Genomic DNA, 22,433 nt, shown 5'->3' with positions numbered 1-22,433 from the left:
CGGACCTACCCATTTCGGGTTAGTCTCCGCGTCCACGCACCGACAAGCCCCCCGACAAGATCCGCCCCCCTACAAGATCCCCAAGGACCGCCCCCATGCCGCTTTCCCCGCCCGACCACATCTCACCGGCTCCGCTCGATATCGCGGTGGTCGGGTCCGGCATCGCCGGGCTGTCGGCGGCCTGGCTGCTGTCCAAGGCGCACCACGTCACCCTCTATGAGAAGGAGGACCGGCCGGGCGGCCATGCCAACACGGTCGAGGCTGACGGTGCCGGCCCGGTCGATACCGGCTTCATCGTCTACAACGAGCCCTGCTATCCCAATCTGGTCGCCCTGTTCGACCATCTGGGCGTGCCGACGCGGGCGACGGACATGAGCTTTGCCGCCTCACTGGACGGCGGGCGGGTGGAGTATGCCGGCACGCCCGCCGCCCTGTTCGCGCAGAAGCGCAACCTGCTGCGCCCGCGCTTCTGGCGGATGATCGCCGACATTCTGCGCTTCTACCGCGAAGCGCCGGGCCTTCTAGCGGATCCGGCGGCGGAGGCGCTGACGCTGGGCGACGTGCTGGACCGTGGCGGCTATTCCGACGCCTTCATCCGCGACCATCTGCTGCCGATGGCCGCCGCCATCTGGTCCAGCCCGGCGGAGTCGATGCGCGGCCATCCCGCCGTCGCCTTCATCCGCTTCTGCGACAACCACGGCCTGCTGAAGCTCAAGGGCCGGCCGGTCTGGCGCACGGTGGAGGGCGGCAGCCGCAGCTATGTCGGCCGCATCCTGGCCGACATGCCCGGCGCCCTGCGTCTGAACTGCGCGGTGGAGGGCATCGTCCGCGAGGAGGACCGCGTCCTGCTGCGCGACCGCCGCGGCGAGGTGCGCGCCCACGACCATGTCGTGATCGCCACCCATGCCGATCAGGCGCTGGCTCTGCTGGAGGATGCCGGCGGGGAGGAGCGCCGGCTGCTGGGCGCCTTCGGCTACGAGCGCAACCTCGCCATCCTGCACAGCGACCCCGCCCTGATGCCGAAGCGCCGCGCGGTGTGGTCGAGCTGGAACTATCTGGCCGAGCGGGGCGATAGCGGGCAGGACGCCCTGTGCGTGACCTACTGGATGAACCGGCTGCAGGGCTTCCTGCCGCAGGAGCGCGACCTGTTCGTCACGCTGAACCCCATCCGCCCGCCGCGCGACGGCAGCATCCTGCGCAGCGTGCTCTACGACCACCCGATCTTCGGGATGGAGGCGCTGGCGGCGCAGCGGCAGCTGTGGAGCCTGCAGGGCCGACGGCGGACATGGTTCGCCGGATCCTATTTCGGCGCCGGCTTCCACGAGGACGGGGCGCAGGCCGGGCTGGCGGTGGCGGAGGCGCTGGGCGGCGTGCGCCGGCCCTGGACGGTGCCGAACCCGTCGGGCCGCATCCATGTGGGGCCGGCGCCGGCAATCCGTGGCGCAGAGCTGGAGACCGCGTGATGGAGGCGCCCTGCTTCGCCTCCGGCCTCTATGTCGGCACGGTGATGCACCACCGGGTGAAGCCGGTGCGGCACCGCCTGTCCTACCGGGTGTTCAGCCTGCTGGCCGATCTGGACGAGCTTCCCCGGCTGGACCGCGACTTGCGGCTGTTCGCCCACAACCGATTCGGGCTGATCGGGTTCCAGGACCGCGATTTCGGGCCGTTGGGAGAGTCCCCTCTCCCCCCCGGGGAGAGGGAGATTAGGGGTCTCAAGGCTTGGGCCGAAGGCCAGCTTGCCGCTGCCGGGATCGAAGGGGGCGGGCCGATCCGCCTGCTGTGCTTTCCGCGGGTGCTGGGCTTCGTCTTCAACCCGCTCTGCGTCTGGTTCTGCCACCGCCGGGACGGGACGCTCGCCGCCATCATCCATGAGGTGTCCAACACCTTCGGCCAGCGCCACGCCTATCTGATCCCGGCGGCGCCCGGACCGGACGGGCTGGTGCGCCAGAGTTGCGACAAGCGCTTCTACGTCTCGCCCTTCATGGACATGGAGACCGCCTATCACTTCCGCATCCGCCCACCCAAGGGCGAAGCGGGGGAGCCGATGACGGTGTCCATCCGCCAGACCGACGCCGGGGGGCCGGTGCTGCATGCGTCGCTGACCGCACAGCGGGTGGAGCTGACCGACGGCGCCATCCTGCGCGCCTGGGCCCGCCACCCGCTGATGACCGCCAAGGTGGTCGCCGGCATCCATTGGGAGGCGCTGCACCTGTGGCGCAAGGGGCTGGCGATCCGCCCACGCCCGCCGGCCCCGGCGCAGCCGGTGACCGTCGTGAAGAACATCGTCGTTCCTGACCGTTTCCGAGAAGGCCATTCATGACCGACATCGCTACCGACATCGCTGCGACCGCGCCTCGACGTCACCCCCGGTGGCTGCGGCTGGTGACCGGACGCGACCTGTGGACCGGCGCCCTGATGAGGATGGCCGGCGGCATCCGCCGGGGCGAGCTGAGCCTGCGCCTGCCCGACGGGCGGACGATGTGCGTCGGCGATCCGGCCGAGGGGCCGCGGGCCGACCTGACGCTGCTCGACGATGCCGCGGCGCGGCGGCTGATGCTGGGCGGCGCGGTCGGCATGGCCGAGGCCTATGGCGACGGGCTGTGGCGCAGCGGCGATTTGCCGGCGCTGATCGAACTGGCGATCCGCAACGAGGCGGCGATCGGTGGCGGGGCCAAAAAGGGAGGTTTCAGGGGCACGGTCGCGGCGGCGGCGGCCAACCGGCTGTTCCACCGCAGCCGCGCCAACTCCCGCCGTGGCAGCCGCCGCAACATCGCCTTCCATTACGACCTGGGCAACGACTTCTACCGGCTGTGGCTCGATCCCGGCATGACCTATTCCTCCGCCCTGTACGAGCGGGACGGGCAGAGCCTGGAGGACGCGCAGGAGGCCAAGATCGCCCGCGTCGCCGAACTGCTGCAACTCCGCCCCGGCGACCGGGTGCTGGAGATCGGCTGCGGCTGGGGCGGGATGGCCGAGCATCTGGCCGGCCGCCGCGGCGCCGCGGTCGTCGGGCTGACCCTGTCGGCGGAGCAACTGGCCTTCGCCCGCGCGCGGCTGGAGCGGGCCAGGCTGGCTCAGCATGTTGATCTGCGGTTGATGGATTACCGCGACGCCAGCGGAACCTTCGACCGCATCGTCTCCATCGAGATGATCGAGGCGGTGGGGGAGGAGCATTGGCCGCGCTATTTCACTGCCCTGCGCGACCGGCTGGCGCCCGGCGGGGCGGCGGTGGTGCAGGCGATCACCATCGACGACGCCCGTTTCCCGCGCTATCGCCGCGGCTGCGACTTCATCCAGCGACACATCTTCCCCGGCGGCATGCTGCCCTGCCCGTCGGCCCTGCGCGCCGAGGCGGAGCGGGCCGGGCTGGTGGTGGAGCATGTGGAGAATTTCGGCGACTCCTATGCCCGGACCTGCGCGGAGTGGCGGCGGCGCTTCCTGGAAGCCGGGCCGCAGGTGGCGGCGATGGGCTTCGACGACCGGTTCCGCCGGCTGTGGGACTATTACCTCGCCTATTGCGAGGCCGGGTTCCGCGCCGGGACCATCGATGTCGGGCTCTGGCGCTTTCGCAAGCCGTGAGCGGAGGCACCTTGCGATGAAGATCGGGGCGATGAAGATCGGGGATTTCGCCAGCAATACGCCCGAGTTGCGGATCGAGCATTATTTCGCCGGGCGCACCCATGCCTGGGGCGTGTTCGAGGACCGCTTCGGCACGCTGCGCCGCAGCTTCACCGTCGCCATCGACGGACGGTGGGACGGGCGGGAACTGGTGCTGGACGAACGCTTCGTCTATGTCGACGGCGAGACCGACCGCCGGGTCTGGCGCATCGTCAGGACGGCCGAAGGATCTTATGAGGGGCGGGCCGACGACGTGATCGGCACGGCGGTGGGGCGGTCGGCCGGCAACGCGCTGAACTGGACCTACGAGATGGCGCTGAAGGTGGGCGGCGACCGCTGGCGCGTGCGGTTCGACGACTGGATGTGGCTGCAGCCGGGTGATGCGCTGATAAACCGTGCCAACGTCTATCGCTGGGGCCTGTGGATCGGCACGGTCAGCCTGTTCTTTCTGCCCGAAGGCCGGCTGGTCCAGCCCGGTGCCATCGTCAATCCGGCGGTGCAGCCCCCAGCCGCCGCCGAATGAGGCGAAGCGGGGCGCCCAGCAGCGGCAGGCGCAGATAGACATGCTCGCCGGAATCCCAATGGTCGATGTGCTCGGCCACCCGGCCGTCGGGGGCCTGCCGCACCTCGCTGGTACCGATCACGTCCATCCGGCCGATGCCGGTCACCGTCGCCCCGAAGCGCCAGCGCAGGATCGCCAGATCGGGTGCGAACAGCCGGTGGGTGACGGTGAAGCGCAGATCACGGCAGCCGTTCAGGGTGTGGAGCAGCGCCGCCCGCACCGCGTCCCGGCCATGGGCGTCGTTGAAGGGGTCGCGGAACCGCACCTCCGGCACGGTCAGCGCCGGCAGCCGGTCCAGCGTCTCGAGGCTGAGCGTCTCGAAGAAATCGGCCCAGGCATCCAGTCCGTGTTGTCGGGAATCGTCCGTCATGTTCCGGTCGCCTTGCGCACCAGCGGGAAGTAAAGCCGATAGGGAAGGCAGCGCGCCAGCTTCAGCTTGCGGGTGAAGCGTTTCGGGAAGGTGATCTCGAAGCCGTCGCCCTCCATCTCGTCGGCCAATTGGCGGGCCGCGTCCTCCACCGGCATCAGGTCCGGCATGGGGAAGGGGTTGCGGGCGGTCAGCGGCGTGTCGATGAAGCCGGGGCAGACCAGCTGCAGCCTGATCCCGGCGCGGTCGCAGTCGGGCTTCAGCGATTCGCACAGGTTGATGAGCGCCGCCTTGGTCGGGCCATAGGCCGCCGCCGTCGGCAGGCCGCGGTATCCGGCGACGGAGGCGACCACCGCCACCTGTCCGCGCCCGCGCGCCCGCATCCGCGGCAGCAGCGCCTCCAGCCCATGGACCACGCCCATATAGTTGACCTCCATCAGCCGGCGGGCGGTGTCGGCGGAGAAATCCTCAAGCGACATCGGGCTGTGGGTGCCGGCATTCAGCACCGCCCGGTCGATGGGGCCGAACCAGCGCTCGATGGCGACGACGGTGGCGGCGGTGGCGACGCGGTCGGTGACGTCCAGCGGGAACATGCGCATGCGGTCCGGGCTGCGCTGCACCGTTGCCGTCAGATCCTCGACCGAACGGGCGGAGAGCGCCACCCGCGCGCCGCCGTCGGCGAGATGGATCGCCAGCGCCCGGCCGATGCCGCTGCTGGCGCCGGTGATCCAGGTGATGCCGGGCGTGTTGCCGTTCGACCCGCTCTCCGCCTCACCGCCAGTCCCATCCATGACGCGCTCCGCACACTATACCCACGGCGATACGCGGCCGGGGTTCCGGCGGATCACCAGATGCGGCGGGCCAACTGGTCGCCACGCTCCGACAGGTCGCGCATCAGGGCGCGGGCCTCGTCCTCGCCGGTCCAGCGGGCGACGGCCGCGATGCCGTCGGGACTGTCCGGGGCGCCGTCGCGGCCACCCTCCGCGTCATCCGGCAGGCCGAACACCCGTCCCGCCCGCGCCTCCACCACGGCGAAGCGGCCGTCGCAGGCCACCAGCCGGAAGCTGCCCTTTTCCTCCACAACCGAAACCTGGGTCATCGGCACTCTCCTTGGCGCTGTCTCGACGGCCTGTTCAACCGGCGGGAGCGACGGAAGGTTGCAGGGCGTCGAGTTTCTCGACGACAGCGGCGCCAAATGATGGTAGTGAGACTTATTCGCACTTGGTCGCGATGGCGGTTGCGGTGCCCGAGACTGTTCGCAGGGCCAGCGAAACCACGGACTTAGGGCGGCGAATTCCCACAAAAATGCAAGTTTCCCCACCGGCAGCGGTCGATTTTCAGTGCGAGTGCGACTCATTCGCATTATAACCGCGTCGGGGTATCGGCTTCGGAGCATAGCGCCGGAGTGCCGTCGGGATTTTTGGTTTTTGATTTTTGCAGCGCGCGTGCCGGACACGCGCCGAGGGGGAGTTGGACCGCCATGCCGACATCGTTTCGCCACCGTCCTGCGCTGGCCGCCGCACTTGCCGGTGCCGGGGCTCTGATGGCCGGCGCCGCCGCCCGCGCGCAGGAGGCTGCCGCGCCCGCCGCCGCGCCGCCGCTGGATGGAGCGATGCAGGGGGCGGCGAATGGGGCGGCGCAAACCGCTCCGGACGCGGCTGCGGCGGCTCTCGCCTCGCTGCCGCACGACCTGTCGCCCTGGGGCATGTTCGTCACCGCCAGCCCGGTGGTGCAGGCGGTGATGGTGGGCTTGGCGCTCGCCTCGGTCGTCACCTGGACCATCGCCATCGCCAAGACGGTGGAGCTGTCGTCGGCCAGGCGCAAGGCGCGCTCGGCGCTGGCGATGCTGGAGGAGGCGCGCTCGCTGTCGCAGGCGGCGGAGTGGGTCGGCTTCAGCCAGGGCACCGCGGCGGCGCTGGTCCGCGCCGTGGTCGCCGAGACCCACCTGTCGGCCGACGCGCCGTCGCGCGACGGGCTGATGGACCGTGCCGCCTCGCGGCTGGAGCGGATCGAGTCGGCGGCCGGCCGGCGCATGGCGCGCGGCACCGGCATCCTCGCCACCATCGGCTCGACCGGTCCCTTCATCGGCCTGTTCGGCACGGTGTGGGGCATCATGACCAGCTTCATCGGCATTTCGAAGGCGCAGACCACCAACCTCGCCGTGGTGGCGCCGGGCATCGCCGAGGCACTGCTGGCCACCGCCATCGGCCTCGTCGCCGCCATCCCGGCGGTGGTGGTCTACAACGCCTGCAGCCGCGCCATCGGCGGGCACAAGGCGCAGCTGACCGACGCGTCGGCGGCGGTGCTGCGCCTGCTGAGCCGCGACATCGACCGCCATGTGCTGCCGCGTCCCCACAGCAACTCCCGCGCGGCGGAGTGACGGCGATGGGTGCGCGCCTCGGCTCCAGCGGCAGCGACGACGATCTGACCGAAACCCATGAGATCAACGTCACGCCCTTCATCGACGTCGTCCTCGTCCTGCTGATCATCTTCATGGTTGCGGCCCCGCTGGCGACGGTGGATGTGCCGGTCGACCTGCCGGCCTCCACCGCCACACCGACGCCACGGCCGGACAAGCCGCTGTTTCTGACCATCCAGGCCGACAAGACGCTGTCGCTGGGCGACACCACGACGACCAGGGAGGCCCTGGGCGCGGCGCTGGACGCCGCCACCCATGGCGACAAGACCCAGCGCGTCTTCCTGCGCGCCGACAAGACTGTCGATTACGGCGCCCTGACCGAGGTGATGAACAGCCTGCGCGCCGCCGGTTACCTGAAGATCGGCCTCGTCGGGCTGGAAGCGGCGCCGACGCCATGAGTGCGGCCTTCGACCAGGAAGCGGTGGGTGGCTGGTCCGCCGACGGGGCGGAGCGTCCGGCACGCGGGGCTTTCCGATGGGGCGGCAGCCTGATGCTGGCCTTGGGCGTCCATGCCGCGGCCGGCGTGGCGATGGTGGCGTGGCATGTGCCGATCACGCCGTCGGAGGCCGATCCGCCGGCCGTGCTGCTGGAACTGGCGCCGCTGCCGGTGGCGCCGCCGGAGCCGACGCCGGCCATCGACATTCCCCTGCCGGAACCGATGCCGGAGCCGGTGATCGAACCGGACCCCGTACCGCCGCCGCCCGAACCGGTGGTCGAGGAACCACCGCCGCCGCCGGAGCCACCCCCCGTGGTCGAACCGGAGGTGGTGCTGCCAAAACCGCCGCCCGAGCCGCCGAAGCCCAAACCCAAGCCGGAAAAACCCAAGCCCGAAAAGCCGAAGCCTCCCCAGCCGGTGGCTCAGCCGGTGCAGCCGGCCCCGGTGGCCGCTCCGCCCGCGCCCGCTCCGCCCGCGCCCGCTCCGCCCGCGCCCGCTCCGGCTCCCGCACCGGCGGCGCCGGCCCCGTCGGCCGCGCCCAGCCGGGCGGTGCCGAGCTGGCAGGGACGGCTGCTGAGCCATCTGGAACGGCACAAGCGCTATCCGCGCGCCGCTCAGGCCCGCCGGCAGGAAGGGGTCGCCCAGGTCCGCTTCACCATCGACCGCGACGGCAACGTGCTGTCGGTCCGGCTCGACCGCAGTTCCGGCGTGCCGTCGCTGGACGAGGAGACGGTGGAGATGGTCCGCCGCGCCTCCCCCCTGCCGGCCCCGCCGGAGGAGATGGCGAAGGACCGGATCGAGCTGGTGGTCCCAGTCCAGTTCTTCATCCGCTGAGGCGGCCCTCAGTCGAGCGTCGGCTCCGCCCGCTGGCCGACGCGGCGCTGGGAATCGACGGCGGCGCGCAGGCGGTCGCGGGCCGCGCCCCGGCTGGAGCCGGCATTGGAGCCGGTGGTGGCCGCCGGGCGCAGGCCATTCAGGGCGGCCAGGAAATTCGTGCCGGCGCGGCCTTTCTGTTCGCGGCCCTTCGGTTCGGAAACACGCCAGGCGGGCAGCGCCGGAATCTCCTGCGTGATCTCCTCCCGGTCGATGGTGCTGTCCGGTGTCGCGGCGGCCTTCGCCTGGGCGCGGGTCTGCTGCGCTTCCACCCGCGCGCGGGCGACGATGCGTTCGCGCAAGTCCACATCCAGCGTGCGGAACACGCGCGACGCCTCGGTCAGTTCGCGTTCCCCGCCGCTGTCCAGGGTGCGTTTCAGCGCGTTCGCCAGCAGACGGCATTCCAGGACACCGGGCACCCGCTCGCGCTCCACCGCACGGGCGAGGACGCCGACGGCTTCAAGGGTTTCGCGGTCGAGGGTGCCCTGCGGCATGGTGCGGCCTGATCCGAAAGGGGTAGGGTCGACACTATCGGCGGGCAAGCGTCGGTATTCAAGCCGCTTGTTAACCTTTTGTGCGACGCACCCGGATCGGCGCTCCTGCTCTATTTGCCCGCCGTCGCTTCCGGCCGGTCCTGCTCCACCGCACCGCGGCGCTGCAGCCATTCGGCGGCCATCCAGCACAGCGCCGCCCAGGCGGCGCCGACGCTCCAGCCGGCCAGCACGTCGGTTGGCCAGTGGACGCCGAGATAGACGCGGCTCGCCCCGATGATGAGGGTCAGCACCATCGCCCAGCTCAGCAGATAGGCCTTGGTCCGCCGGCCCTCGACGAACCGGGTCAGCAGGGCGCCCAGCGTCAGGTAGACGACGGCCGACTGCATGGCGTGGCCGCTGGGGAAGCTGGCGGAGATTACTTGGTCGCCATGCGGCACCAGATCGGGGCGGGCGCGGTCGAACAGCCGCTTCAGCACGGTGCTGAGCGTACCGCCGCCGGCGACGGCGACCAGCACCAGCAGGGCCGCCGCCCGCTTGTGCAGAAGCAGCAGGAAGCCCAGCGTCGCGACGGTGAGGATGGCGAGGATGGTGGTGCTTCCGAGCGAGGTGATGTCGCGCGCCATACGCGCCAGCCACCAGGGGCCGCCGGGCAGGTCCGGGTTCAGCGGATCGCGCAGCGCCAGCAGGATGTGCCTGTCGAAGGCGGTGGTTTCGCCCTCCATCACCTCGCCGGCCAGTTCGACGAAGCCGAACAGCAGGGCGGCGATGGCCGACAGCCCGATCAGAACGCCGGGCTGATAGCGGTTCAGCCTGTCCCGCAACGTCGCCCGGATGCCGTCCCCGGCCCCGTCACTCGTCCTCACCGGCATCCTCCATCCCCTTTGCCCGTTCAGGCGGGAGAGAGCAGCCGCACCGGTGAGCCGGCCGTCCAGGCCAGGATGTCCTCCAGGGCGTCGCGGTAGAACACCGCGTAATTCTCCCGCGTCACGTAGCCGAGATGGGGCGTCAGCACGGTGTTGGGAAGGTCAAGCCAAAGGCTGTCTTTCGGCAGAGGCTCGATGGGGAAGACGTCGATGCCGGCGCCGCCGATATGGCCGTGGCGCAACGCATGGACCAGCGCCGCCTCGTCCACCAGTCCGGCGCGCGAGGTGTTGACGAGGAAGGCGGTCGGCTTCATCGCGCCGATCTCGTCCGCCCCCACCACGCCGCGGGTGCGTTCGCTCAGCACCAGATGGACGCTGACCACGTCGGAGGTGGCGAACAGGTCGCGCTTTTCCACGCGGGTCACGCCGGCCTCGGCGGCGCGCTCGTCGGTCAGGTTGGGGCTCCAGGCCACCACCTCCATGCCGAAGGCCTGACCCACCTTGGCGACCTTGCTGCCGAGCTTGCCCAAGCCCACCAGACCAAGCCGCTTGGCCCCGAGATCGCCGGTCAGCCCGGTCTGCCAGCGGCCTTCGCGCAGGGCGCGCTCCTCGGCCGGGATGCGCTTGGCCAGCGCCAGGATCAGGCCCCAGGTCAGCTCCGCCGTCGGCGCCCCGACCATGCGGGTGCCGCTGACGGGGATGCCGCGGGCGGCGCAGGCCGCGAGGTCGATGGCGTTGTTGCGGGCGCCGGTGGTGACCAGCAGCTTCAGGTTCGGCAGCCGGTCGATCAGCGCGGCGGGGAACGGCGTGCGTTCCCGCATGATGACCAGCACGTCGAAGGGCTCCAGCGCCGCCGCCACCACGTCCGGATCGCCGAGCGGCTGCTCGAAGACCGTCAGGTCGCTGCCCGGCGGCAACTGCGACCAGTCGGCGAGGTCGCGGGCGACCCCCTGGTAATCGTCGAGGACGGCGACGCGCATGGAGCCCGCTCCCGCTTACTTGGTGAAGTAGGGCGCCAGGTTGGCGCGGATGCGGTCGAGGATCGGCACGGCGGTGGCCGGCACCTCGAACGGGCGGCCGGTGATGGTCTCGCCGGCTTCGATGTAGACGCGGGCGGCTTCCAGAACCACGTCGCCGGGGATCTCCGGGATGTCCTGGGTGTAGGGATCGCAGCGGGCGACGACCCAGTTGCGGACGAAGTCCTTGTCGAAGCTCTCCGGCTTCCCGCCGGTCTCGAACCGCTCCTGATAGCTGCCGGCGAACCAGTAGCGCGAGCTGTCGGGGGTGTGGATCTCGTCGGCCAGCAGGATGTTGCCGTCCTCGTCGAAGCCGAACTCGTACTTGGTGTCGACCAGGATCAGGCCGCGCTCCGCCGCCATCTTCTGGCCGCGGGCGAACAGCGCCAGCGCCTTGTCCGACACCTCGTCCCACTGGGCGCGGGTCAGCAGGTTGCGGCCCACGATCTCGGCCGCGGTCAGCTCCTCGTCATGGCCGGCGTCGAAGGCCTTGGTGGTCGGTGTGATGATAGGGGTTTCCAGCCTCTGGTTCTGGCGCAGCCCGTCGGGGAAGATGTGGCCGTACATCTCGCGCCGGCCCTGCTTGTACATCGACCAGATCGAGGTGCCGGTGGTGCCGGCCATGTAATCGCGGACCACGACCTCGACCGGCATGATGGTCAGCCGCTTCGCCACCACCACGTTGGGATCGGGATATTCCAGGACGTGGTTGGCGCAGATGTCCTTCGTCGCCTCGAACCAGAAGCGGGCGGTCTGGGTCAGCACCTGTCCCTTGAAGGGGATGGCGGTCAGGATGCGGTCGAAGGCCGACAGACGGTCGGTGGTGATCAGGATGCGCCTGCCGTCCGGAAGGTCGTAGTTTTCACGCACCTTGCCGCGGTAATGATTGGGCAGCTCCGGGATGAAGGCGTCGCGAAGAACGTTGGTCAGGTGCGGGGCGAGCAGGGCGGTGTCAACCATGGGATCCTGGTCCGGATGCAGGGGCGGATGCGAGAGGCGCGCATGATACCCGAAACCCCTGCCGGAGCCAGGACGCTAAATTGAGAGGGAGGATCGCTGTCCGATGCATGACGGGAGCATCAGAATGCCCGCAGCCGGGACCGCAACGGGGAGCGCCGGCGACTATGTCCTGGCGCCCGGAGTCGTCCGCGTCTGGTTCGCCGATCTGGCGGGGTTGTCGGAGCAGAAGGCGGCGATGCGCGCCCTGCTGTCGGACGACGAGGTGGAGCGCGCCGACCGCTTCATGATGGAACGGCTGACCGAGCGCTTCATCCTGCGGCGCGGGCTGCTGCGGCTGCTGCTGGGGCGCTGCACTGGGCGCGATCCGGCCGGGCTGGTCTTCGATTACGGCACGCACGGCAAACCGGCGCTGGCCGGCGGCCCGGCCTTCAACCTCAGCGACAGCGAGGATTCGCTGGCCATCGCCGTGGCGGCGGAGGGGCGGATCGGCGTCGACATCGAGCGGCTGCGCCCGATCGAAAGCGCCGACGGCATCGCCGACCGTTTCTTCCACGCAACCGAGCGTGCGGCCCTGCAGGCGCTGGGTCCGGAGAAGCGGGACGAGGGCTTCCTGCTGGCCTGGACCCGGAAGGAGGCCTTCATCAAGGCGGCCGGCGTCGGGCTGTCGATGCCGCTCGACCAGTTCGCGGTGGAGGTGACGCCGGGCGCGCCGCCGACGCTGCTGGAGATCGACGGGCGGCTGCGCGGCGATGTCGGCGTGCCGGCGGACTGGAGCCTGTTCGACCGCCGGGTGCTGCCCGGCACCATTGCCGCCATCGCGGCGCATGGCACCGGCTGGACGGTGGAGACTCGGGTGATGGATGCCTCCCTCTCCCCCCCGGGGAGAGGGGCGGGGTGAGGGGGATGCATCGGGTGGATTCATTGGGGAATGGGAGGGTGCTCGGCTTTTGAAAATCCTCGCCGCGCTTCCCCCTCACCCTAACCCTCTCCCCGGGGGGGAGAGGGGATTTTTCCGCACCGGGAGGATTCACTCTCCCCCGGCCAATGTCCCGGTCAGGCGGTTGCGGATGGCGGAGACGGCGCATTCCAGCGGACGGTCGTCGTCGGGCTTGGGGGCCTTGTCCATCACGTCGGGGCACATGTCCTGGGCCAGCCACACCTGCGGCTTCGGCGGGACCGGGGCGTTGGGATCGCAGGTGGCAGGGTCGGGGTGGGTTTCCTCGGTGCTGCCGTGGGTCGGCTTGACCTCCAGGTTCGGGGAGACGCCGAAGCAGTCCACCAGCGCCCCCGACGGGCGGTAGTAGCGGGCGGTGGTCAGGCGGATGCCGGTGTCGACGCTGAGCGAGGAAATCGTCTGCACCGACCCCTTGCCGTAGGAGCGGGAGCCGAACAGCAGCGCCCGGTGATGGTCCTGCAGGGCGCCGGCCACGATCTCCGACGCCGACGCGGAGCCGCTGTTGATCAGCACCACCACCGGCAGCCCGGCCAGCAGGTCGCCGGGGGTGCCACGGTAGTTGCGGGATTCCTCCGGATCGCGGCCACGGACGGAGACGATGTCCACCGTTTCCAGGAAGCGGTCGGCCACCTGTACCGCCTGCTCCAGCAGGCCGCCGGGGTTGTTGCGCAGGTCGATGACGGCGCCGGTCAGCCGGCCCTTCGCCTGACGGCGCATGGTCTCGATCGCCGCGTCCAGCGCCGTGGAGGTCGACTGGTTGAAGGTGGCGATGCGGACATAGGCGACGTTGCCCTCCAACCGGTAGCGCACCGGCTGGATCTTCACGATGGCGCGGGTCAGCGAGACGCGGGTGTTGGCCTCGGTCGAGGGCGGGCGGCGGATCGACAGGGCGACGGAACTGCCGACGGGGCCGCGCATGCGGGCGACGGCGTCGTGCAGGTTCAGCCCCTTCACCGCCATGTCGTCGATGCGGGCGATCAGGTCGCCGCTGCGCAGGCCGGCGCGGGCGGCGGGCGAGCCGTCGATGGGGGAGACGACCTTGATCAGGCCGCTTTCCTCGTCCATCGTCACCTCGATGCCGAGACCGCCGAACTCGCCCTGCGTCTGTTCGCGCAGATAGCGGTAGCGCTCGGCGTCGAGGAAGCTGGAATAGGGATCGAGCGAACCCAGCATGCTGTCCAGTGCCGCCTCGGTCAGCATGCGGTCGCTGGCCTTCGGGTTCTCCGCCTTCTTTTTCTTAAGCCCATCCTCGGCCTTGTCGATCAGCACCTGCGGATCATAGGCCTTCACATGCTCCGTCAGGACGCGGCGCATGGCGTCGGAGAAGAGGACGTAATTGCGGTCGGCGGTGGACAGCGAGCCATAGCCGCGGATCTTCGCGAAATCCGTCCGGTAGCGGTCGAGGGCCGCCACGGTGTCGGCACGGCTGGTGGGCGCCACGGCGCAGGCGGGCCCGATCGCCACCATCATCAGCAGCAAGGCAGCCAGCAGCTTCGCCATCCTTGGACCCTCTTGACTGGCCGATCCGGCCGGCGGTCTTACGCGCATCGTTCACTTATACCAGTGTTTCGCCGGTTGCCGCGACCCTAGCACGTCGTCCGCCCATTCTCAAAATCCATCCCGATTTCGGCAAGAGGGTCATGCCCGGGGTGGATCGGCCGAACCGCGCAAGAGGGCGGACTCCAGAGATAGGGTGCGCAAACGGCGATGTCGCGCGCCCCGAGGGAGCGCGCGACCTATCCGAACGGATGAACGCTTTCGGAGATGGCGGGCGTCAGTAGGCGCCGCTGCCCTTCACCACGACCCGCACCGTGCGCAGCATGATGCCGATGTCGGCCCAGAAGTTCCAGCCGACGACATAGGCGGTGTCGAGCTGGACGCGGCGCACGTAATCGACGTCGCTGCGGCCGCTGACCTGCCACAGCCCGGTCAGGCCGGGGCGGCAGCGGGTGTAGAAGGGGAAGCAGGCGTGGTAATAGGACACCTCGTCGTCGATGATCGGGCGGGGGCCGACCAGGCTCATGTCGCCGCGCAGGACGTTGATGAGCTGCGGCAGCTCGTCCAGGCTCGATTTGCGCAGGAAACGGCCGACCGGGGTGATGCGGGGGTCGTTGCGCAGCTTGCGCGTCGCCAGCCATTCGGCGCGCGCCGTCTCGTCGGTGGCGAGCAGCCGTTCCAGCACCTCGGCCGAGTTGACCACCATGGAGCGGAATTTCAGGCAGGTGAAGGGGCGCCCGTCGGCGCCGATGCGCCGGTGGCCGAACACCGCCGGGCCGCCGTCGCGCGCCACCATCCAGGCGAGCACGACCATCAACGGCCCGAAAACGGCAAGCAGACCCAGCGCGCCGACGATGTCGAACGCGCGTTTCACGCGGTGCCTGTGCAAGGGTGGGCAACCGGGAAGCCGGTCCATCGCCTGCATCGCCGACCGGGTCCCGGCCATCCGGCCGGGGTCCAGACGGGGAGCGCCCAGAAGGGCGATGTTGGACAACGCCATTATATTCTCTCGTCGCTGATCGTCTCGGGTCAGAGCATAGGACCATCCGAGAGAGGCAACGGCCAGCGCGCGAAAGGGGTCCCGCCAAAGGGACGGTACGATTGGAAAGGGTGAGTTAGCCCGCCGGTACGGGTCAGCAGATCCGGGGAAGCTGTTCCCCGGTCAGCCAATCCACGATCCGGCGGCCGCCGAAGCGGGTCTCCATCTGAACGAAGCGGTGGGGGTCTTCCACCACACATCCGATGCGGGCGGCATCCCGTCCCAGCGGGTGATCGCGCATGACGGAGAGCAGACGGTCGCACTCCTCCTCGGCGCAGATCGCGATCAGCTTACCTTCGTTGGCGGCGTAAAGCGGGTCCAACCCCAACAATTCGCAAGCCGCCGCGACCTGCGCCCGCAGCGGAATGTCCGATTCGCGCAGCCGCATGCCGACGCCGGACTGGTGGGCGATCTCGTTCAGCGTCGTCGCCAGCCCGCCGCGGGTGGGATCGCGCAGCACATGCACGTCCGGCACCGCCGCCACCATCGCCGCGACCAGCCCGTTCAGCGCGGCGCTGTCGGACAGGATCGCCGTCTCGAAGCCCAGATTGTCGCGGGTCGACATGATGGCGACGCCATGGTCGCCCATGGTGCCGCTGACCAGGATGACGTCGCCCGGCCGCGCCCGGTCGCCCGACGGGGCGACGCCCGCCGGCACCATGCCGATGCCGGTGGTGGTGATGAAGAGGCCGTCGCCCTTGCCGCGCTCCACCACCTTGGTGTCGCCCGACACGATGGCGACCCCGGCCTCGCGCGCCGCGGCGGCCATGCTGTCGACCACCCGCTTCAGGTCGGCGAGCGGGAAGCCCTCTTCGATGATGAAACCGGCGGTCAGGTGCAGCGGCACGGCGCCGGCCATGGCGACGTCGTTCACCGTGCCATGGACCGCCAGCGAGCCGATGTCGCCGCCGGGGAAGAACAGCGGTGAGACGACGAAGCCGTCGGTCGTCATCACCATGCGCCCGCCCGGCACATCGAAGGCGGCCTGATCGTTGCCCTGGTCGAGATACGGGTTGGCGAAGGCGGCGGCGAACAGCTCGCGCACCAGTTGCGCCATCGCCTTGCCGCCCGACCCGTGGGTCATGTCCACCGCCCCGCGGGCGATGTCGAGCTTGCGGGTGAAGAGGCGGCGGTCGGTCATGGCGGGGGTCCGGGTGGTCGGCAGGGGTGTGTGGGGGAGGCGCTGGATTCGCGTCAGGCCGCGGCGTCGGCGACTTCGGCCAGCAGAGCGAGCGTTCGCTCGGCCTCCTCGGCATCCAGGCGGGACAGGGCGTAGCCGACATGGACGATCACGTAGTCGCCGACGGCGACGCCCTCCACCAGCTCCAGCGAGCAGGTGGAGGTGACGCCGCCCAGGCTGACGGTGGCGCGGTCGTCGGGCAGCAGGGCGGTGACCAGGGCAGGGACGGCAAGGCACATGGCGGTGGTCCTCCGGTCAGACGGCAGCGGAAGCGGTGTGGGAGGCGCGGGCCTCCGCCAGACCGTCGGCGATCCAGTCGTACCACTCCTCCAGCCCTTGGCCGGTGGTGGCCGACAGCTGGATCACCGCCAGCGACGGGTTCAGGCGCTGGGCGTAGCCGATCATGCGCTCCACGTCGAAGGTCAGGTGCGGCAGCAGGTCGATCTTGTTGACGACCAGCAGGTCGGCGCGGACGAACATATCCGGATATTTCAGCGGCTTGTCCTCCCCCTCCGTCACCGACAGCACGACGACGCGGTGGGTCTCGCCCAGGTCGAAGCCGGCGGGGCAGACCAGATTGCCGACATTCTCGACGAACAGCACGCCGTCCTCGGCGAACTGGCCGTCGGCCGCCAGCTTGTCGGCGGCCTGCGCCACCATGGAGGCATCGAGGTGGCAGCCCTTGCCGGTGTTGACCTGCACCGCCGGAGTGCCGGTGGCGCGGATGCGGTCGGCGTCGAAGCTGGTCTGCTGGTCGCCCTCGATCACCGCGACCGGGAAGCGGCCCTTCAGGTCGGTCAGGCTGCGGGTCAGCAGGGTGGTCTTGCCCGATCCGGGGCTGGACATCAGGTTCAGCACGAACACCCCGCGCTCGGCGAAGCGGCGGCGGTTGACGGCGGCCAGACCGTCGTTCTTCGCCAGGATGTCGCGTTCGATGGTGACCAGCCGCGGCTGGTTCAGCGCGGCGCCGCCGTCGATGGCGTCGGCACGGTCGGGGCGGTGGTGGTCGTGGGTGTGATGATGGTGGCCATGATCGTGGTCGTTATGGCTGTGGCGGAACACCGTGCCATCGGGGGCGACATGCTCGTGGGTGTCGTCATGGTGATGGTGGGCGTGGTGGTGCGCCTCGCCGTGGTGGTGGCGGTAGATTTTGCCGTCGGGGCCGATGTGCTCATGATCGGCATCGGCAGCCTTGCCGTCGATCCCCTTGCCATCGATCCGGGTCTCGCCCTCGCCGCATCCGCAAACCGTGCACATCACGCGCTCTCCCGCTCTTCCATCCGCAATCCGTCCGCCCTGCCCATCATCGGTCTGCCCGCAGGCTTCGGCAAGCGCTCGTCATTCGTGTACTTCTATGCCGCAGGCGACGCAGGGGTCCAGCATCGCGACCAGTAGCCGCGCCCGGTCCACCGCGTCGTCGCGGTCGCGCACCTCGACCCCCGCCAAGCCGCGCGCCAGCGGGCCGTCGGCGGCGAAGTTCCAGTCGGTCGGCGCCACCATGCGGGCGTCGGCCAGCCGGCCGTCGCCGTCCAGCCGCAGCCAGTGGGCCAGCCGCCCGCGCGCCGTCTCCGCCACGCCGCAGCCTTCGCCAGGACCCGACGATCCGGCGGTGGCGGGATCAGCGGGGCGAAGATCCGCGATGGCCGCCTCCATCCGCCGCGGCAGCTCCGCCAGATCGGCGAGCCGCGCCGCGAACAGCCGGGCCAGCCCGTCGCCGAAGCGTTCCGTCACCGAGACGACCAGCGGATGGTCGACCTGCCGTTCCAGCGGGCCGGTCAGGGCGGGAGCATCCTTGCACCGGGGGGTGGCGGCGAAGGACGGGTTGCCGGATAGCGCCGTCGCGTACCAGAGGGGTGACCGCTCAGCCAGCAGGGGTGTGCCGCAGGCGCCCCAGCCGGCCAGTTCGGGCGACAGCAGCCGGGCGGCCAGCCGCGCCGCGTCGCTGCCGCCGCCTGTCGCCCAGCGGGCGAGGTCGTCGGCATCCTGAGGCGGTGGGCCGGCGAAGATGGTCGTCTCCAGCCAGCCGGTTATCCGCACAAGGATATCCCGCAGCGCCGCCGTGTCCGGCCGCAGAACGCCGCCGCCGGGCCGCAGCCCGTCCCTGGCGGGGTAAAGCGCCGGCATGATCGCCGACACCGCCGCCCGCAGATCGCGCAGGGCCGCCGGCCGGGGCGGGGCGCCGAGGCGCGCCGGCCATTCGACCACAGCCTGCCAGCCATGGCTGTCCAGCGCCTCCGCATCGGTCAGCAGGGCGCGGGCGGTCTCGTGGGGAGTGGCGTCGATGCCCAACGCCGCCTCGTAGGCGCGGGCGACGGCCAGCCCCTGGGCGCTGCCGCACAGGCTGAACAGCAGGGGCGCCAGCCGCACCGCTTCCTCCGCCTTGCGTCCGACCAATGCTGCGACGGCGCGCGGGCGGCGGGTGGCGACCTCGGCCTGGCGGATGGCTTTGCCATCATTCCCGCCATCTAGCCACAGCCGGACGGATACCGAACCCTCTCCGGGAAGCGTGGCGGTGGACATCGAGGATTCCTGTGGCAACGGGCAGCGCATCGTGACGGATCGGGGGTGCAACTCATTGACCTGCGTCAAACGACGTAGATCCGGCGGGGCGGAACCGCCGTCTCGGCCATGGCCGGGCTGACGCTTTCTGCTACACTTCGCCCCGACAGCGCGACACGACATCAGAGGATGCTGGTCAATGAAACGTTTCCCCCTCGCCTCGGCCGTGCTGCTGGCCGGGCTGGTGCTGCCCGCGGTCGCCGACGCCCACACCTTCGGCGCCCATGACGCCGGCTTCGCCCATGGCTTCCTGCATCCGGCCGGCGGCTGGGACCATCTGCTGGCGATGGTCGCGGTCGGGCTGTGGGCGGCGCAGCGCGGCGGTGCCGCCCTGTGGGCGCTGCCGGCCGCCTTCGTCACCGCCATGATCGGCGGCGGCCTGCTGGGCATGAGCGGCATCGCCCTGCCGGCGGTGGAACTGGGGATCGCCGGGTCGGTGATCGCGCTGGGCGTCCTGGTCGCCGCGCAGTCGCGCCTGTCGCTGCCGCTGTCGATGGCGGTGGTGGCGCTGTTCGCCGTCTTCCACGGCCATGCCCATGGCGCGGAGATGCCGGAGGCGGCACAGCCGCTGCTCTACGGCCTTGGCTTCGCGCTGGCGACCGCGCTGCTGCACGGCGCCGGCGTCGCCGCGGCCCTGTCGCTGCGCGGGATCGCCGGGGCGGCATTGGCCCTGCGCGGGCTGGGTGCGGCGATTGGTTTGGGCGGCGTGGCGCTGGCCGCGCTGGCCTGATCCGGAGCCTTGCGACCCCAAGTTCATGGCGAAGGCCGGGCGGGAGACCGTCCGGCCTTTTTGCTGCGCATTCAGCCGCCGCCCCACGCAGGACCGCGACATTTTTCCACTTGCGCCGGGAGACAAGGTTGCGCCGCCGCGTGTTCACGCGCTATAGGGCAGGCCTTCCCCGCCCGCATCTCCTCAACTGAAAATCGACGGACAGACCGTGGACTCGCTGATTCCAGAATTGATCGCGCTTGCCCAGGTGGTGTTCATCGACCTGGTGCTGGCCGGTGACAACGCCATCGTCGTCGGCATGGCCGCCGCCGGGGTGGCGCGGGAGAAACGCGCCCGCGTGATCTTCTGGGGCATCGCCGCCGCGGTGGTCCTGCGCATCGGCTTCGCGCTGGCGGCGACCCGGCTGATGGACATCATCGGGCTGACGCTGGCCGGCGGATTGCTGCTGCTGTGGGTGTGCTGGAAGCTGTTCCGCGAGCTGCGCAGCCAGCGCGAGGAGGCGGAGGCCGCCGCCCTGATGGCCGAGGAGGGCGACGACGCTGTCCCCACCCCCGCCGGGGGTGGCAAGTCGGTGGGCGCCGCCATCCGGCAGGTCATCATCGCCGACGTGTCGATGTCGCTCGACAATGTGCTGGCGGTGGCGGGTGCGGCGCGCGAGCATCTGTGGGTGCTGGCCATCGGCCTTCTGCTGTCGGTGGCGCTGATGGGCGCCGCGGCGACGGTGATCGCGCGGCTGCTGAACCGCTTCCACTGGATCGCCTATCTGGGGCTGGTGGTCATCGTCTATGTCGCCGTCCGCATGATCTGGCAGGGCAGCATGGAGGTCATGGCTTTCGCCCAGCATGTGACCTGATCGGGCGGGTTGACCGGGCGGGTTCCAGGCCGGCGCGGTCGGAACAATCGGCGTCTCCTGGTGTTGCAAGCCGGCAGCCCCCACAGGAGACGCCCGGCATGACCCATCACAACGACGCCATTCCGTCCGCCGCTCCGTCCGATGCGGCCGCCACACCCACCACAGCCACATCGCCCCAGGGCCGCCGGCCGGAAGAGATCGAGCACGAGATCGAATCGATCCGCGCCCGCATGGATTCGGTGATCGACGAGATCGAGTTCCGCCTGTCGCCCGGCCAGATGTCCGGCGGCGTGGTGCAGGTGGTGCGCGACGTGATCCAGGGCGGCGGCGACGGGCTGTCCGGCCGCATCGCCCGCGCGGTGCGCGCCAACCCGATCCCGGTGGCGCTGATGGGCGTCGGCGCCCTCTGGCTTGCCGTGGCGGTCGCCCGCACGCCGGAATCGATCACGGAGTTCGACGATTACGATCCCCATGGCCGCCACCTCGACCCGCGCAGCCGGCATCTGCTGACCGACCTGATCGCCGCCTGCCGCGACGGCTCGGAAGCCTTCCGCCGCGCCGACATGACCATCGCCGATACGGCCCTGTCCGCCCGGCTGGAGGATCTGGCCGACCAGCTCGACCGCAGCGCCATGGCGCTGGACGCCGAACTGCGCACCGGCGGCGGCTGGATCGAGACCGCCGGCGACGGTACGCGCGTCTGGTCGCCCATGCATGGACTGGCGGAGGCCAGCGCCCGCAGCGTGATGGCCGGGGCCGGCGGACCGGGGGCGCGCGGCGACCTGCTGGCCCGGCTGGAAGGCGGGCTGGACGGCACGCTGTCGCTGTTCCGCGACGCCCTGCACGATGCGCCGGACGACCATCTGCAGGTCGTCATCGGCGCCCAGTTCCACGCCATCGAAACGGCGCGCCATCGCGTCGGCGCGTTGCGCGAAGCCGTGGTCTGAGGAGGGCGGGGCATGCTGGGGTTGAGCCGACGCCATTACTACGAGCACCGGAACCGTGCGGGCGGACGTGCCGCGAATGACGGCAACGGCAAGGGGGGCGGGGACGGCCGCGGCCGGTCGGCGGACACCCCGTCGGACATCCCCAAGAAGGGCTGGAAGGACATCCTGCTGCGGGTGTGGGACGAGCAGAGCAAGGACAATGTGTCGATGCTGGCGGCCGGCGTTGCCTATTACGCCCTGCTCGCCATCTTCCCCGCCGTCGCGGCGCTGGTGTCGATCTACGGCCTCGTCGCCGATCCGTCGATGATCGAGACCCAGCTGAACCAGCTGGGCAGCCTGCTGCCGCCGGAAGCGCTGTCGATCGTCAGCGACCAGGCGCGCAAGGTGGCGACCGCCCCGTCGCAGGGGTTGGGCTTCGGCCTGATCTTCGGTCTGCTGCTGACGCTGTGGAGCGCCTCGCGCGGCACCAATTCGATGGTGACGGCGCTCAACATCGCCTATGGCGAGAAGGAGACGCGCGGCTTCCTCAAGTTGGCCATGCTGTCGATGGGGCTGACGGTGGCGGGCCTGCTGTTCGTCATCCTCGCCATTGCGCTGATCGTCGCCGTCCCGGCCGCCATCAACATCATCGGGCTGAAGGACACGCCGATCGGCTGGATCGCCAGCCTCGCCCGCTGGCCGATCCTGGCGGTGACGATCATGCTGGCGCTCGCCGTGTTCTACCGCTACGCCCCCGACCGCCGCGAGCCGCAATGGCGCTGGGTCACCTGGGGGTCCGCGGTGGCGACCGTGGTCTGGCTGCTGGGGTCGTTGGGCTTTTCCGTCTATGTGTCGAACTTCGGCAGCTACAACGAGACCTACGGCTCGGTCGGCGCCGTCGTGATCCTGCTGCTGTGGTTCAACCTGACCTCCTATGTCGTGCTGATGGGGGCGGAGCTGAACGCGGAGATCGAGCACCAGACCGCCCGCGACACCACCGACCGCGACGGCCACGCCTCCCGCCCGATGGGCCGGCGCGACGCCTATGTCGCCGACACGGTGGGCGAGCGGAAGGCCGGCTGACTG

Annotated in this window: 25 protein-coding genes; 12 read left to right on the top strand and 13 right to left on the bottom strand. The window is 70.4% G+C overall.

Annotation, left to right across the window (positions count from 1 at the left end; translation table 11 throughout):
- The first annotated feature begins 95 nt into the window (after nt 1–95).
- Genes TSO5_RS04670 through TSO5_RS04655 form a run of 4 tightly spaced genes read left to right on the top strand, consistent with a single transcriptional unit; the run spans nt 96 to nt 4,141 of the window.
- Nucleotides 96–1,463: an FAD-dependent oxidoreductase gene (locus TSO5_RS04670; protein WP_109150477.1), complete on the top strand. Its 1,368-nt coding sequence runs from the start codon at nt 96–98 to the stop codon at nt 1,461–1,463.
- A complete protein-coding gene (locus tag TSO5_RS04665; RefSeq protein ID WP_109150476.1) occupies nt 1,463–2,320 on the top strand; it encodes a DUF1365 domain-containing protein in 858 nt (285 codons plus the stop codon). Before TSO5_RS04670 ends, TSO5_RS04665 begins: the two co-directional genes overlap by 1 nt.
- Nucleotides 2,317–3,579: a cyclopropane-fatty-acyl-phospholipid synthase family protein gene (locus TSO5_RS04660; protein WP_109150475.1), complete on the top strand. Its 1,263-nt coding sequence runs from the start codon at nt 2,317–2,319 to the stop codon at nt 3,577–3,579. Before TSO5_RS04665 ends, TSO5_RS04660 begins: the two co-directional genes overlap by 4 nt.
- A 16-nt stretch (nt 3,580–3,595) precedes the next feature.
- Complete coding sequence (locus TSO5_RS04655; RefSeq protein WP_348981046.1) at nt 3,596–4,141, top strand: DUF3833 domain-containing protein; 546 nt, start codon at nt 3,596–3,598, stop codon at nt 4,139–4,141.
- Here the strand turns inward: TSO5_RS04655 and TSO5_RS04650 are convergent.
- From TSO5_RS04650 to TSO5_RS04640, 3 genes are read right to left on the bottom strand one after another with little or no spacing between them, the layout of a single operon-like run.
- Nucleotides 4,104–4,550 carry a nuclear transport factor 2 family protein gene (locus TSO5_RS04650; RefSeq protein ID WP_109150474.1) on the bottom strand — a complete coding sequence of 149 codons (447 nt, stop codon included), beginning with the start codon at nt 4,548–4,550 and terminating at the stop codon, nt 4,104–4,106. The two genes, TSO5_RS04655 and TSO5_RS04650, sit on opposite strands and share 38 nt — an antisense overlap.
- Nucleotides 4,547–5,338 carry an SDR family NAD(P)-dependent oxidoreductase gene (locus tag TSO5_RS04645; RefSeq protein WP_109150473.1) on the bottom strand — a complete coding sequence of 264 codons (792 nt, stop codon included), beginning with the start codon at nt 5,336–5,338 and terminating at the stop codon, nt 4,547–4,549. The genes TSO5_RS04650 and TSO5_RS04645 overlap by 4 nt, the downstream gene beginning before the upstream one ends.
- Nucleotides 5,339–5,391: 53 nt before the next feature.
- Nucleotides 5,392–5,646: a hypothetical protein gene (locus TSO5_RS04640; RefSeq protein WP_109150472.1), complete on the bottom strand. Its 255-nt coding sequence runs from the start codon at nt 5,644–5,646 to the stop codon at nt 5,392–5,394.
- A 381-nt stretch (nt 5,647–6,027) separates the two neighbouring features.
- On the opposite strand from TSO5_RS04640, the gene exbB reads away from it, so the two are divergent.
- Genes exbB through TSO5_RS04625 form a run of 3 tightly spaced genes read left to right on the top strand, consistent with a single transcriptional unit; the run spans nt 6,028 to nt 8,236 of the window.
- Nucleotides 6,028–6,927, top strand: coding sequence for a tonB-system energizer ExbB (exbB, locus tag TSO5_RS04635; protein ID WP_247870590.1), 900 nt, complete (start codon nt 6,028–6,030; stop codon nt 6,925–6,927).
- A gap of 5 nt (nt 6,928–6,932) precedes the next feature.
- The gene (gene exbD, locus TSO5_RS04630; RefSeq protein WP_109150471.1) at nt 6,933–7,364 is read left to right on the top strand and encodes a TonB system transport protein ExbD; all 432 of its coding nucleotides are present in this window, start codon (nt 6,933–6,935) and stop codon (nt 7,362–7,364) included.
- Nucleotides 7,361–8,236, top strand: a complete 876-nt coding sequence (locus TSO5_RS04625) for an energy transducer TonB (protein WP_109150470.1) — start codon at nt 7,361–7,363, stop codon at nt 8,234–8,236. The genes exbD and TSO5_RS04625 overlap by 4 nt, the downstream gene beginning before the upstream one ends.
- Nucleotides 8,237–8,244: 8 nt before the next feature.
- Here TSO5_RS04625 and TSO5_RS04620 read toward each other — a convergent pair whose 3' ends face one another.
- The 4 genes from TSO5_RS04620 to TSO5_RS04605 form a co-directional block, all read right to left on the bottom strand.
- Nucleotides 8,245–8,769: a hypothetical protein gene (locus TSO5_RS04620; protein WP_109150469.1), complete on the bottom strand. Its 525-nt coding sequence runs from the start codon at nt 8,767–8,769 to the stop codon at nt 8,245–8,247.
- Nucleotides 8,770–8,879: 110 nt separating this feature from the next.
- Nucleotides 8,880–9,632 (bottom strand): phosphatase PAP2 family protein, encoded by a 753-nt coding sequence (locus TSO5_RS04615; RefSeq protein ID WP_247870589.1) that lies wholly within the window; start codon nt 9,630–9,632, stop codon nt 8,880–8,882.
- A 26-nt stretch (nt 9,633–9,658) separates the two neighbouring features.
- Complete coding sequence (locus TSO5_RS04610) at nt 9,659–10,612, bottom strand: D-2-hydroxyacid dehydrogenase family protein (protein ID WP_109150467.1); 954 nt, start codon at nt 10,610–10,612, stop codon at nt 9,659–9,661.
- A 15-nt stretch (nt 10,613–10,627) separates the two neighbouring features.
- Nucleotides 10,628–11,608, bottom strand: coding sequence for a phosphoribosylaminoimidazolesuccinocarboxamide synthase (locus TSO5_RS04605; protein WP_109150466.1), 981 nt, complete (start codon nt 11,606–11,608; stop codon nt 10,628–10,630).
- 124 nt (nt 11,609–11,732) lie between these two features.
- Here TSO5_RS04605 and TSO5_RS04600 point away from each other — a divergent pair, with 124 nt between their 5' ends.
- Complete coding sequence (locus TSO5_RS04600; RefSeq protein WP_247870588.1) at nt 11,733–12,506, top strand: 4'-phosphopantetheinyl transferase superfamily protein; 774 nt, start codon at nt 11,733–11,735, stop codon at nt 12,504–12,506.
- Between the two features lie 129 nt (nt 12,507–12,635).
- Here TSO5_RS04600 and TSO5_RS04595 read toward each other — a convergent pair whose 3' ends face one another.
- The 6 genes from TSO5_RS04595 to TSO5_RS04570 all read right to left on the bottom strand — a co-directional run bounded on the left by TSO5_RS04595 (nt 12,636) and on the right by TSO5_RS04570 (nt 18,799).
- Nucleotides 12,636–14,063, bottom strand: coding sequence for a S41 family peptidase (locus TSO5_RS04595; protein WP_109150464.1), 1,428 nt, complete (start codon nt 14,061–14,063; stop codon nt 12,636–12,638).
- 274 nt (nt 14,064–14,337) lie between these two features.
- Nucleotides 14,338–15,060: a sugar transferase gene (locus TSO5_RS04590; RefSeq protein ID WP_247870587.1), complete on the bottom strand. Its 723-nt coding sequence runs from the start codon at nt 15,058–15,060 to the stop codon at nt 14,338–14,340.
- 133 nt (nt 15,061–15,193) lie between these two features.
- Nucleotides 15,194–16,240, bottom strand: a complete 1,047-nt coding sequence (gene hypE, locus TSO5_RS04585) for a hydrogenase expression/formation protein HypE (protein ID WP_109150463.1) — start codon at nt 16,238–16,240, stop codon at nt 15,194–15,196.
- A gap of 53 nt (nt 16,241–16,293) precedes the next feature.
- Complete coding sequence (locus tag TSO5_RS04580) at nt 16,294–16,518, bottom strand: HypC/HybG/HupF family hydrogenase formation chaperone (protein ID WP_109150462.1); 225 nt, start codon at nt 16,516–16,518, stop codon at nt 16,294–16,296.
- A gap of 16 nt (nt 16,519–16,534) precedes the next feature.
- The gene (hypB, locus tag TSO5_RS04575) at nt 16,535–17,536 is read right to left on the bottom strand and encodes a hydrogenase nickel incorporation protein HypB (protein WP_109150461.1); all 1,002 of its coding nucleotides are present in this window, start codon (nt 17,534–17,536) and stop codon (nt 16,535–16,537) included.
- Nucleotides 17,537–17,617: 81 nt separating this feature from the next.
- Nucleotides 17,618–18,799, bottom strand: coding sequence for a nickel-dependent hydrogenase large subunit (locus TSO5_RS04570; protein ID WP_247870586.1), 1,182 nt, complete (start codon nt 18,797–18,799; stop codon nt 17,618–17,620).
- Nucleotides 18,800–18,977: 178 nt separating this feature from the next.
- Between TSO5_RS04570 and TSO5_RS04565 the strand changes: the two genes are divergently transcribed.
- The 4 genes from TSO5_RS04565 to TSO5_RS04550 all read left to right on the top strand — a co-directional run bounded on the left by TSO5_RS04565 (nt 18,978) and on the right by TSO5_RS04550 (nt 22,430).
- Nucleotides 18,978–19,568 (top strand): HupE/UreJ family protein, encoded by a 591-nt coding sequence (locus TSO5_RS04565; RefSeq protein ID WP_109150459.1) that lies wholly within the window; start codon nt 18,978–18,980, stop codon nt 19,566–19,568.
- Nucleotides 19,569–19,776: 208 nt separating this feature from the next.
- Entirely contained in the window at nt 19,777–20,421 is a 645-nt protein-coding gene (locus tag TSO5_RS04560; RefSeq protein ID WP_109150458.1) for a YjbE family putative metal transport protein, read from the top strand.
- Between the two features lie 98 nt (nt 20,422–20,519).
- On the top strand, nt 20,520–21,368 hold the full coding sequence (locus TSO5_RS04555; protein WP_109150457.1) for a DUF3618 domain-containing protein: 849 nt from the start codon (nt 20,520–20,522) through the stop codon (nt 21,366–21,368).
- A 12-nt stretch (nt 21,369–21,380) separates the two neighbouring features.
- Complete coding sequence (locus tag TSO5_RS04550; protein ID WP_109150456.1) at nt 21,381–22,430, top strand: YihY/virulence factor BrkB family protein; 1,050 nt, start codon at nt 21,381–21,383, stop codon at nt 22,428–22,430.
- Nucleotides 22,431–22,433 lie beyond the last annotated feature (3 nt).

This window comes from Azospirillum sp. TSO5, assembly GCF_003116065.1.
In the GTDB taxonomy this organism is placed as follows: Bacteria; Pseudomonadota; Alphaproteobacteria; order Azospirillales; family Azospirillaceae; genus Azospirillum.
This window is presented reverse-complemented; position numbering and strand designations above follow the sequence as displayed.